The organism is Rickettsia endosymbiont of Seladonia tumulorum, from assembly GCF_964030815.1.
Taxonomy (GTDB): Bacteria; Pseudomonadota; Alphaproteobacteria; order Rickettsiales; family Rickettsiaceae; genus Rickettsia.
Window position 1 is genome coordinate 233,704 of the sequence record NZ_OZ034963.1, and the last position, 11,997, is coordinate 245,700.

Consider the following 11,997-nt stretch of genomic DNA (forward strand, 5'->3'; position numbering starts at 1 on the left):
TAGCTCAGACGATTTGGTATCCACGCAACAATGCCTTTGCGAGGAGAGGCAAAGCCGAGGGCGGAGGCAATCCAGTGAAGCATCCTGAGATTGCTTCGTCGAAACTTTCAGTTTCTTCTCGCAATGACGTGAAATATTACTCAAACCTTGGAAATACTATAACCGGTTCTAGAATATCGCTAGCTGGTGTTAAAGCAAACTCAAGCGATAAATGCTTAAATAAACGCTCTTCTGCGTTTACCCCTAGCTGATCAAGCATTTTACCAGCAGAACTTGGCATAAAAGCCTGAAGCATTATGGCGATATAACGCAAAGTTTCTAGCAGAGCATATAACACCTCTAGCATTTTCTCAGGGTCTGTTTTTTTCAAATTCCAAGGAGCTTCGCTATCAATATAAATATTTGCTTCTTCGGCTAAATTAATAATATTATCAAGAATCTTGTTAATTTCGGTTTTTTCCATTAGCAGAATATTCTGTTTAGCAGAGTTAATTGCTGTTTTTAAAAGCGGTAACTCATATATTTTATTAATTGCATCTTGCGTGATTGCCGGCACTTTACCATCATTATTTTTATAAACAAAAGAAGTAGTACGTTGCAATAAATTACCGATCTTATTGGATAATTCGCTATTAATACGGGTAATTAGATTGCTGCGGGCAAAGTTACCATCCGCTCCAAATGTTATCTCACGCATTAAAAAATATCTAACCTGATCAACACCAAACTCTTCTATCAGCTTAATCGGATCAATGGTATTCCCAAGTGATTTAGAAATTTTCTGTCCCTCATTAGTCCACCAACCATGTGCCATAATTGTCTTAGGCAGTGGAACTTCAGCAGCCATTAAGAAAGCAGGCAAATAAACGGCATGGAAACGTAGAATATCTTTGCCGACTACCTGTAAATTTGCTGGCCAAAACTTGCCGTAATTGCTATTTTGATCAGGATAACCAAGGGCTGAGATATAATTAGCAAGTGCATCAAGCCATACATAAATCACGTGCTTATTATCGTTTGGGACTTTGATACCCCAGTTAAAAGTGGTGCGTGATACGGACAAATCTTTTAGACCTGACTTAACAAAGCTGATGACCTCGTTACGTCTTGATATAGGTCTGATAAAATCAGGGTTTAGCTTATAAAACTCAAGCAATTTATCTTGCCATTTTGAAAGATTAAAGAAATAGCTAGGTTCTTTAACCCATTCCACAGTTGTACCGGTTGGGGCTAATTTGTCCGCTGTTAGCTCAGATTCATCATAAAAAGCTTCATCACGAACGGCATACCAGCCCTCATAAAAACCCTCATAAATAAAGCCGTTATCTAGTAATTTCTGCCAAAACATAGCTACTGCTTTTTTATGCCTTTCTTCCGTTGTTCTGATAAAATCATCATTTGAAATATGCATGGCAGTCATAAGATGACGAAAACTTTGAGAAGTCTGATCAGTAAATTTTTGCGGATCAATATTTTTATTAATAGCAGCTTTTTCTACTTTCTGCCCATGTTCATCAGTGCCTGTTAAAAACATGACTTCACGACCGCTAAGACGCATAAAGCGGGCAATCACGTCACTTGCAACGCTGGTATAAGCATGCCCAATATGCGGGACATCATTAACATAATATATGGGAGTGGTAATATAATAGGTATTATTCATATTAAATTTAAGTGTTTTTTTATTAACTTGTGTACTTGCGTAGGATCAAGATCGGAAGCCTTAATTGTTACTATTCTCTCAGGAAATTTTTTACTTAATCCTTTAAAGCAATCATAAATTTTATTGTAAAAATCTAACCCTCTTACGTCAAATTTATTGCTCATATTTCGTGAATTTACCCGCTCAATGGCAATAGAAGATTCTACATCAATAAAAAAGGTAATGTCCGGCATAAGAGGCGGCATTAAGTCTTTGTACAGATTATATACGAGTTCTATACCGTTTTCTAGCTCTAATCCTTGATAGCAGGCTGTTGAGTCAATAAACCGGTCGCATATTACTATTTTCCCTGCCTGTAAAGCCGGTATAATTTTTTTTACCATATGGTCATAACGTGCTGCCATAGCTTGCAGTAGTTCAGACATCGGCAGTAGATCGGTATGCACTAGGATCTCACGCATCTTTTCTGCTACGCTAGTGCCGCCAACTTCACGGGTTAAAATTACGGGAATATTTTGGGATTTTAGATATTCGTATAACATTTGACATTGGGTAGATTTGCCAATTCCTTCCCCTCCCTCAAAAGTGATAAATGTTCCTTGTTTCAATTTGCTCATTAATTGCAATTATTTTTAACTATAACTTTCTAATAATATCTTTTAAAAAAATATTTACAAGGATTGTATATCGCTAATAAATGAAAAGTGGATAGAGTAGTTTATACGTCGAGTATATGCTTTTTTCAAGGTAGAAAAATTACACCCCTAAAGTTTTTTTGCCTTTAGTTTGCTCTTGCTCTACAGATTGAGTATGGGATTTGGCACGAGGGATCGCCAGATCAACTATATGTTCATAGCGTGCTCCGTTTTCAAGTAAAACACGACCACATTTATTCACTAAAGTTATATCATCTTTAGTAAATTTATTGAGAATAGTTTCTGTAATGTCATAAAGAAATTTCCAAGATAATTCTATTCGTTCTTGTAAGGTGAGTTTTTTATTATCCTGATTTTTGTTATTAAGAGCAAAAGTTTCCTCAGAATTATTTTCTCCAGAAGTCGTAATATTTTTTTTACGTGATGCTGTTTTATATATTAAATATATTACTAATACTAATAAACATCCTATAGCAATTAAAATATGAGTATTAAGCACTTTTTGACCTGCCTTGTGTTTGATTTAAGTTTTGTGATTTGGAAAGCACTGTAATTATTGCCTTACCTACTTTAACTAACTCTGCTACCTCAGGAGCTAATTTAGCTATTGTTAAAATCGGCTTAGGTATTAGGTTAGTTGTTATTATCCCGCTTATAACGCTTTCTAATTTTTGTCCCCCTGGTATTACTCCTGCTATTTTTTTCACATCACTTGCAATTTTGGTAGCTGCTTCTGCTGCTTTAAATAAAGAAGTTATTTTATCAACAAAAGGAGTTTCAGGGTTTGCTGCTTTTAATAATTCTGTTTTTGTACTATTTAATCTATCACTAATAGTATTTTTGATGGAATGCAATTTTTCATCTTTTATCTCTTCAGGAAGTGCTTTTTCTACATCACTTTTTATTTTTGATATTTTTTCTTCTACCTCTTTAGTAGTTTGCGGTATAGCTTTGTTAGCTTCTATCACGTAATCTAACGATGATTCATTATTAGGATTTTTTGCTATTTTAATTACTTTCTCAATAGATTCTTTTGATATTTCTGAAACTTTTGAAATTTCAATAATTTTCTTAACAGGATCTTTGGATATTTCTGAAATTTCGGCAACTTGTTCAGCTTTTTTATAAACGTCCTTAAGGTTTTTATTATCCTTTATTTCTTGTTGCATATTTTTAATATCGTTATGCCATTTTTTTATTTTTGGCAATAGTTTTTCATGGTCGATGAGATTATTGACTTTTTCAAGTATACCGCTTGCTTTTATGAACGTTGAAAGAATAGGTAGTTGAGTTGCAATTACAGTAATTAATATATTTTCTAATGATGTTATAATTTTCTTAGAAGCACCAGGATAAACTTCATCTAATTCTTTTTGAAATTTTAGAACTTGTTCTAAAACACTTAAACATTTTTCTACGATAATTCCGTCAAATAGAAATATATCTTTTGTCTTTAACTGATCTTGATAAGTTTTATCTAAAGCTTTTGATAATTCACTAAGAGATGTTTTTACTGTTTTGTTAAAAAGTTTTTCTATCTTCTCTAAATCTAAATTTTCAGTTTGTGCTAATTCTTTTAAGGAGCTTTTTAAAATAATAAGAATATTAGCTTCTAAATCTTTTATATTAGTTTTTAAAGAACCAGAAAAACTATTTAGTCTTTTTAAAAGGTTTAATAACTCTGTTTCTTGTTCTTTACTTAAACCAACAAACTGAGAAAAATCTATTAGAGTTTTAGGCATATATGTTATTTATTATCAATTGTTAATTAATTGTAACGCTTTGTGTAGAAAAATGAAATATAAAATAGTTATCATTGCCCTTAGAATTAATTTTTGTTATATTACGTGCTAACATTGTTACATAGTATTATATTATCTAACTTAAAAATAGCTATATTCTTGAAAGATTAAACTAATCTTACTACCATATTACCAACTCATTTAAAAAATTTATGCGTAAGTTAACTATATTTATTTTCTCATTATTACTAACTTCTCCCGTTATTGCAATAGATTTGCAAGAAGCTTTAACAGAAGGGTATAAAAATAACAATGATCTGAAGACTGCAAGAGTTAAATTTGTTAATTCTATTGAGCAATTTCCTCAAGCTTTTTCAGGATTTATGCCTAATGCAGCGTTGAGTGTTAACAGAAATAATAGTAAAACCAAATATGCTAGGAGATATGCTCAACAACTTAACAGCCCCCCGGAAGTAGATAATAATCAAGCGACAGTGGTAATTGAACAATCTTTATTTAATGGTGGTTCAGATGTTGCTGCTCTTAGATCTGCACAGGCAGCTTTTAGATCGTCACGTGGTCAATATTATTCTAGTGAGCAAAAAGTATTATTAGATTTAATCACCGCTTATCTTGATTATTTTGAAAGTAAAGAGAAATATGATATTTCAGAAAGTAGAGTTCGTACTAATATCCAACAAGTAAACACTGTAGAAGAAAAATTAAGGCTTGGTGAAGCAACTGAGATAGATATAGCAACTGCAAGAGCAGGGCTTGCAGCAGCAGAAACGAATAAGCTAACCGCTTATGCTGATTTCCAAGCAAAAAAAGCAAACTTTATTAGGGTATTCGGTATAGAACCTACTGATATAGCTATGCCTATTTTACCTCAAGGATTGCCAAATTCATTAGATGAGCTAACAAAAAGAGCTGTTAATTTAAATCCTGATATTGATTCAGCAAGACATAGCGTAACTTCAGCAAAAGCACAAGAGTTAGTAGAAAAGGGAAAATTATTGCCGCAAGTAAGTGTAAAATTGCAATCTGGTAGAACTAATTATAATCCGCAAAATTTAAACACTGAGCAAATAAATACTAGAAATGTTACTACTACGTTATCTGTTAATGTTCCTATTTATCCAAATGGAGGAGCTCAATATTCAAAAATTAGATCAGCTAAAAATCAAACAAGAAATAGTGCGATACAGCTTGATGGTGCAATAAGACAAGTGCAGGCGTATGTTATAAGTATATGGGAGGGTTTTGAAGCAGCAAAATCTCGTATTATTGCAGCAGATCAAGGAGTAGCGGCAGCTCAGATATCTTATGATGGTACAGTACAAGAGGAAATAGTAGGTTCTAAAACAATGTTAGATGTTTTAAGTGCTGAAGAAAAGCTCTATGATGCAAAAATAACACGTGTTGATGCTTATAAAGCCTCTATACTTACTGCATATCAAATGAAATCATTAACTGGTGAGTTAACTGCTCAAAGTTTAAAGCTTAAGGTAAAATACTTCAGTCCTGAAGAGGAATTTAAGACTATTAAAAAGAAAATGTTTATAGGTTTCTAAGTGAGTAAGGAAAGCCAAGATATGTCGATAGAAGACATTCTAAAATCTGTTAAAGGAGTAATTAACGAGCGTAAAAATTTAAACAATGAGGACGAAGATATACTTGAGTTAACAGAAATAATAGACCAAGATGAAGAGGAGCTAATATCAACTAAATCTGCTGAAAAAGTAAATGATATTTTAAAAGATTTCACCTCAACTATTAAAGATAAAAATTTAGATAATAATGTTTCATCTAAAAATGCTCTTGAAGAATTAGTAATCGAAATGCTAAAGCCGGAACTTAAAACATGGCTTGATAAAAACCTACCTTCGCTTGTAAAAGAATTAGTAGAGAGTGAAATAAAAAAATTAGTACAAAATAGTAGGAAGTAGAGAATGTTAGGTTAAGCGTCATTGCGAGGAGAAACGTAGTTTCGACGTGGCAATCTTGTTAAACATCCTGTAATTGCACACGTACAAAAATTACAGTTTTTCCTCGCAATGACGGAAAAATTGAGCCACGCAGGTAAAGCTGCTACAAGATGATAAACTCAAATAACTATTTAATAGGGAAATATATGTTAAATAAATTATGCAGGATATTATTTTTTATAAGTCTATCCCTAGTTGCGTTGCAAAGCTATGCTGCTGCACCGCCGCCATTACCTATGCCATCACAAAATTCTGATATAAAAAGCAAAGATGAGCAGCCTACTTCTGACTCTAGATCATCTATGTCCATTTTTGATAAGATTAAACAATTTTTCCATAAATCACCAAAAAAAGCTCCATTGCCTAACCCGCAAGCACAACAAGATAAGCCAAGTGATAAATTAGTTTCACAAGAATCTAACAAAAACGAAGTACAATTGCCTAATGCAAGCAATGAAACTCATCAAACTGATACAAACTTAGTTTCACATAATGATACAAATAGCGAGAAAGAGGCATCTGAGCCTTTTATAGATATGGGTAGTGCAACACTGTCTAGTGCAAGCAATCAGACTCATCAAGCTAATGCAAATTTAGCTTCACATAATGATACAAATAATGAGAAAGAAGCATCTGAGCCTTTTATAGATATGGGTAGTGCAACACTGCCTAGTGCAAGTAATCAGACTCATCAAACTAATATGAATTTAGCTTCACATAGTGATACGAATAGTGAAAAAGAAGCATCTGAGCCTTTTATAGATATGGGTAATGCAACATTGCCTAGTGCAAGCAATCAGACTCATCAAACTAATACGAATTTAGCTTCTCATGATGATACAAAAGATGTGGCATCTTCTAATAACAAAGAAGCAAATAGTACGCCTTTGCCTAATACTGCAAATAATGAAGAAACACAGCCCGAGCTTAAAGTAGCTGGATCTCTTATATCTAATCCACCTCTTCGTCCAGGCAGCTATGTAGTACCACCTGCACCACGTACCCAAGTATATCAACCTATTGCTCTGCCACCTACGCATCAATATATAAAGCTTACTCCTCCACCAGAGGCGAATGAACAGCAAGATAATGTAACTGCACCGCCCCCTCCTCAAGTGGTAGCACCAACAGTAATGCCAGCTACTCCTGTTCCTGTAGTTAATCAGCCTACAGCAAGTGACGTAGTAACACCGCCAGTAACAACTCCTGCACCTGTACCGGCAACACCATCTACGCCTAATACGCCTGTACCTACAGTTAATCAACCGACAGCACCAACTGCACCTAGTAATACGCCTATACCAGCGGTACAGCCTGTAGTTCCGCCTGCAACAATGCCAACTACAACCGATTCTTCAGCCAAAACTGATAATTCGAAAGAAACATTTACTGCCGATGTAAATTCGCCGAAAAAACAAGATTGGAATACTCCATTAAAACCTGTTGAAGTGTTATCTGCAAATCAGAATCAAGGTTCTAATAATACTAATGCTGCTAACAATTCAGCTCCAGCTAATCAAAAACAGGTACAACCACAAAATACAAGCACTCCAGTAAGTTCTTCAAATGTAGTTGTTAAGAAGCAAGATAATATCGTTAATACAGAACTAACGGAATCAGCAACGAAATTTGCTAAAGACGAAAGCCAAATGTTATTATTACCTGATGATGATATTATACTTGGTAAGTTAACCGAGCAGGCTACTTTAGATCAGATGGATATATATTCATATATTAAGCTATTCCAGAAAAAAGCAGAATGGATAGCAAATGCTGATAGAAGAAAAGCTGTAGAAAGTCTCGTTAAATATGACAACGATCTAAATAAGAAAAAAGATATTACCGCTACCTTATCTTATTGTAGTGCAATAGATAACTCTTTTAGAGCAATCGATAGAAATAACCTTTCTAAATTACGTGTTTTACTTGATGTTTACCCTATATTACAAGAAAAAAATAATAAAGGTGATACATTACTTACTGCTGCTGTTTATAAAGATAATTATTATCTAGCAAAATATTTAGTAATACGCGGCATAAAAATTTCTACTTTAAACTCTGAATGTCAATATCCTCTAGATATCGCCATAGCACGTGGAAACACTAATATAGCGTGTATGCTGACCAAAGCTAAGGGTTACTAATACTCGTCTTACATTATTATTAATTATATATTTTCTTCAAACCATAATTGCTTTTCTATACTAAATAGTTTAATTTAAAGAAGTATAAAAAATTCTTTTTTAATCGTAATTCTAACTTATGAGCGATCTATTTAGCTTCAACAAAGAAAAAAAACCTAAGATAGTTAACAATACATATAGTGCAAAAGATATTGAAGTATTAGAGGGGCTTGAACCTGTTCGTAAAAGACCTGGTATGTATATTGGTGGCACAGACTTAAATGCTATGCATCATTTAGTCTCTGAGGTGCTTGATAACTCTATGGATGAGGCTGTAGCCGGTTTTGCAAGTATTATCACGATAAAAATGCATCAGGATCACAGTATAACCATATCGGATAATGGTCGTGGAATCCCTATCGATAATCATCCTAAATTCCCTAATAAATCAGCATTAGAAGTTATTTTAACTACGCTTCATTCTGGCGGTAAATTTTCAAGCAATGTTTATCAAACTGCTGGTGGGTTGCATGGTGTTGGGGTATCAGTAGTTAATGCCTTAGCAGAACATCTAGAAATTAAAGTATATAAGCAGGGTAAATTATATAAGCAAAGCTATGCAAAAGGTGAAAAATTAACCGAATTAATATGTGAAGAAACACCTAAAAGGCTAAAAGGTACATCGATAAACTTCATCCCTGATCCAGAAATTTTTGGCGAAAAACTACATTTTAATCCTAAAAAAGTTTATGAGCTTGCAAGATCGAAAGCTTATTTATATCGAGGTGTTACTATAGAATGGGAGTGTGAAATTGAAGCATCTAGCGATGTACCTAAGAAAGCATTAATAAACTTCCCAAATGGTTTAAAAGATTATTTAAGCTCAAAAATAACACCAGATGATTTAATTACGCCAGAAATCTTTTCTGGGAATGTTGAATCAGAGCAAGACGGCATAAAGCTTGAATGGGCAATTTGTTGGCAAAATAATGATAGCTCGGCATTTATTCAATCTTACTGTAATACAGTCCCAACACCCTTAGGCGGAACTCACGAACAAGGTCTTAAATCTGCTTTACTACGCGGACTTAAAGCATATGGTGAAATGGTTGGGAATAAAAAAACCGCTAATCTAACTATTGAAGATATTTTAGAAACTGCAAGTGTTGTACTATCTATTTTTATAGCCGAGCCTACTTTTCAAGGGCAAACTAAAGAAAAATTAGTATCTCAAGGTGTAAGCAAACCTGCTGAAAATATTATAAAAGACCATTTTGACCATTTTCTTAGTAGCAACAAAATTATAGCTAATAATTTGCTTGAGCATTTTATAGCCATTGCTGAGTTTAGATTAAATAAGAAAAATGAAAAAACTATTTCTCGTAAAAATGCTACGCAAAAATTACGTCTGCCCGGTAAGCTTGCTGACTGCACAAGAACTTCACCAGAAGGTACAGAATTATTTATTGTAGAAGGTGATTCGGCAGGTGGTTCAGCTAAACAAGCACGTAATAGAGAAACGCAAGCGGTATTGCCGTTATGGGGAAAAGTCTTAAATGTTGCAAGCTCTACGCTTGAAAAGATAGTTAATAACCAAGCTATACAAGATTTAGAAATAGCTCTTGCTTGTGGTAGTATGAAGAATTATAAAAAAGAAAACTTGCGTTATGAGAAAATAATTATTATGACTGATGCCGATGTTGATGGTGCTCACATAGCTTCATTATTAATGACTTTCTTCTTTTTAAGAATGCCAAAATTAGTAGAAGATGGACATTTATATTTAGCAAAACCACCACTTTATCGCTTAACGCAGTCTAATAAAACTTATTATGCAAATGATGAAGAGGAAAAAGCCAAACTAACAGATAAATTATCCAAGAGTAGTAAAGCTAAGATTGAAGTTGGTAGATTTAAAGGACTCGGTGAAATGATGCCTATGCAGTTAAAAGAAACTACCATGCATCCAGAAAAAAGATCATTATTAAAGGTTACTTTAGAAGATTTTCAAAATGTTGATAAAATAGTAGATGATTTGATGGGCAAAAAGCCGGAAAAAAGATTCCAATTTATTTATGAACAGGCTTTAGTTAAAATGGATAAGATTATTAACGAGTTGGATATTTAAGATAAGCGTCATTGCGAGGAGCGAAGCGACGAAGCAATCTCATGAAGTAGTACAAGACTCCTAAGATTGCTTCGTCGAAGCTTACAGTTTCTCCTCGCAATGACGGGATGACAATGAAAATGGAGTATTATGTATTTACGTTTAATTATAGCATTATTTTTTACTATAAATTTTGTTTCTGTATTTGCCGCTACTAAAGAAGAAACGAAAGAGCCTCAAAATAAAATAACAAACGAAGAAGCTTATAAGCAGTTTCAGGAAATATTTGAACGTGTTGAAAAAGAATACGTAGAAATACCAGATAAACAAAAAATGATAGATGAAGCGATTAACGGCATGTTAAATTCGCTTGATCCGCATTCAGGTTATTACACAGGTGAGGATTTTGAAGATATTTTTACATTTACTAAAGGTGAGTTTGGCGGAATTGGAGTTACCATAATGTATGATAGCGGGGCTATAAAAATAATATCTCCTATTGATGATTTGCCTGCATTCAAAGCTGGTCTAAAAGGAGGGGATTACATAGTTGGGGTGAATAACGAGTTAGTATCTACAATTGGTCCTAACAAAGCCGTGAAAGAAATGCGAGGTACGCCGGGGACTAAAGTTAAATTACTGGTTATAAAAGCCGATGAGGTAAAACCACAAGATATAGAGCTTACTCGTGAAATAGTGAAAATGAACCCAATAAAAGCACATTTGGAAAAAAATAATATTGCTTATATACGTATTATTACTTTTAACGAATCAACAATCTCTGAATTGAAAGCAGCAGTAAAAAAGCTTAAATCTGAAAGTAAAGACGATATTAAAGGTATTATTCTCGATATACGTAATAATGCAGGAGGTATACTAGAACAGGCAATTGCTGTTAGTGATTACTTTATTGATTCCGGTATAATATTGACGACAAAAGGTAGAGCTAACTTGATCGATACTGAAACCAAAGCAAATGAGTTTTCACTGAAAGCTCCAAAAGTTCCTATGATAGTCCTGATAAACGGCAATTCTGCTTCAGCTGCGGAAATAGTAGCAGGAGCGTTGCAAGATCATAAAAGAGCGATAATACTTGGGACTAAATCTTTTGGTAAAGGTTCAGTTCAGGCTTTGACTCAAATTAATCAAAGAGCAGCTGTAAAACTTACTATCGCTAAATATTACACACCAAGCGGTCGTTCTATTCAAGCAGATGGTATAGAGCCTGATATTATAATTGAACCAGCAAAAGTAGAATATCCAGAGGTTAAAAAAATAGATAAACGTTTTTCTGAAAGTTCTTTAAAAAATTATTTGAAGAATGATGCCGAAAAAGATAATTCATCCAAAAATAAAGATAGTAAAAAAGAAACAAAAGATAAAAATAACAAACAAGAAGATAACGAATTATCTGAATTATACAAAAAAGATTACCAATTTGCTCGTGCTTATGATGTAATTACAGGGTTAATTATTAATAAGAATCTGGAAACAAAAGGGGAAGTTAAATAAGAGTGAACCAGCCCCACCTATGTCACCCCACTAGGTCCAGTTAAAAATATCAATGATATTGATATTTTTAATTGTTTTTCTGGATCCCGTGGTCAAGCCACGGGATGACAGGGGGGGAGAATGATCCACGCGGGCAATGCCTTGCGAGAAGCGAAGCGAAGTGGCAATCTTATGAAATAGTACAGGATTTTTGAGATTGCTGCGTC

The 11,997-nt window shown here is 33.8% G+C and carries 9 protein-coding genes; 5 read left to right on the plus strand and 4 right to left on the minus strand.

Annotated features, from left to right (window positions below; all coding sequences use genetic code 11):
• Nucleotides 1-136 precede the first annotated feature (136 nt).
• The 4 genes from metG to AAHF54_RS01115 all read right to left on the minus strand — a co-directional run bounded on the left by metG (nucleotide 137) and on the right by AAHF54_RS01115 (nucleotide 4,061).
• Nucleotides 137-1,663 carry a methionine--tRNA ligase gene (gene metG, locus AAHF54_RS01100; RefSeq protein ID WP_342170075.1) on the minus strand — a complete coding sequence of 509 codons (1,527 nt, stop codon included), beginning with the start codon at nucleotides 1,661-1,663 and terminating at the stop codon, nucleotides 137-139.
• Nucleotides 1,660-2,280 (minus strand): dTMP kinase, encoded by a 621-nt coding sequence (tmk, locus tag AAHF54_RS01105; protein WP_341788786.1) that lies wholly within the window; start codon nucleotides 2,278-2,280, stop codon nucleotides 1,660-1,662. Before tmk ends, metG begins: the two co-directional genes overlap by 4 nt.
• 139 nt (nucleotides 2,281-2,419) lie before the next feature.
• Nucleotides 2,420-2,818: a DUF2660 domain-containing protein gene (locus AAHF54_RS01110; protein ID WP_341794933.1), complete on the minus strand. Its 399-nt coding sequence runs from the start codon at nucleotides 2,816-2,818 to the stop codon at nucleotides 2,420-2,422.
• Nucleotides 2,811-4,061, minus strand: a complete 1,251-nt coding sequence (locus tag AAHF54_RS01115) for a hypothetical protein (RefSeq protein ID WP_341794932.1) — start codon at nucleotides 4,059-4,061, stop codon at nucleotides 2,811-2,813. Before AAHF54_RS01115 ends, AAHF54_RS01110 begins: the two co-directional genes overlap by 8 nt.
• 212 nt (nucleotides 4,062-4,273) lie before the next feature.
• Here AAHF54_RS01115 and AAHF54_RS01120 point away from each other — a divergent pair, with 212 nt between their 5' ends.
• From AAHF54_RS01120 to AAHF54_RS01140, 5 genes are all read left to right on the plus strand, one after another.
• A complete protein-coding gene (locus AAHF54_RS01120) occupies nucleotides 4,274-5,635 on the plus strand; it encodes a TolC family protein (RefSeq protein ID WP_342170077.1) in 1,362 nt (453 codons plus the stop codon).
• A 21-nt stretch (nucleotides 5,636-5,656) separates the two neighbouring features.
• A complete protein-coding gene (locus tag AAHF54_RS01125) occupies nucleotides 5,657-6,010 on the plus strand; it encodes a DUF2497 domain-containing protein (RefSeq protein WP_410525924.1) in 354 nt (117 codons plus the stop codon).
• A 185-nt stretch (nucleotides 6,011-6,195) separates the two neighbouring features.
• Nucleotides 6,196-8,193 (plus strand): ankyrin repeat domain-containing protein, encoded by a 1,998-nt coding sequence (locus AAHF54_RS01130; protein WP_342170078.1) that lies wholly within the window; start codon nucleotides 6,196-6,198, stop codon nucleotides 8,191-8,193.
• 118 nt (nucleotides 8,194-8,311) lie between these two features.
• Complete coding sequence (gene parE, locus AAHF54_RS01135) at nucleotides 8,312-10,300, plus strand: DNA topoisomerase IV subunit B (RefSeq protein WP_341788791.1); 1,989 nt, start codon at nucleotides 8,312-8,314, stop codon at nucleotides 10,298-10,300.
• Between the two features lie 129 nt (nucleotides 10,301-10,429).
• The gene (locus AAHF54_RS01140) at nucleotides 10,430-11,791 is read left to right on the plus strand and encodes a S41 family peptidase (protein WP_341788792.1); all 1,362 of its coding nucleotides are present in this window, start codon (nucleotides 10,430-10,432) and stop codon (nucleotides 11,789-11,791) included.
• The last annotated feature ends 206 nt before the right edge of the window (nucleotides 11,792-11,997 follow it).

Coding starts and splice junctions, on each gene's coding strand:
- parE (WP_341788791.1), top strand. CDS start 8,312: ATGAGCGATCTATTTAGCTTCAACAAAGAAAAAAAACCTAAGATAGTT.
- AAHF54_RS01115 (WP_341794932.1), bottom strand. CDS start 4,061: ATGCCTAAAACTCTAATAGATTTTTCTCAGTTTGTTGGTTTAAGTAAA.
- tmk (WP_341788786.1), bottom strand. CDS start 2,280: ATGAGCAAATTGAAACAAGGAACATTTATCACTTTTGAGGGAGGGGAA.
- metG (WP_342170075.1), bottom strand. CDS start 1,663: ATGAATAATACCTATTATATTACCACTCCCATATATTATGTTAATGAT.
- AAHF54_RS01140 (WP_341788792.1), top strand. CDS start 10,430: ATGTATTTACGTTTAATTATAGCATTATTTTTTACTATAAATTTTGTT.
- AAHF54_RS01130 (WP_342170078.1), top strand. CDS start 6,196: ATGTTAAATAAATTATGCAGGATATTATTTTTTATAAGTCTATCCCTA.
- AAHF54_RS01125 (WP_410525924.1), top strand. CDS start 5,657: ATGTCGATAGAAGACATTCTAAAATCTGTTAAAGGAGTAATTAACGAG.
- AAHF54_RS01120 (WP_342170077.1), top strand. CDS start 4,274: ATGCGTAAGTTAACTATATTTATTTTCTCATTATTACTAACTTCTCCC.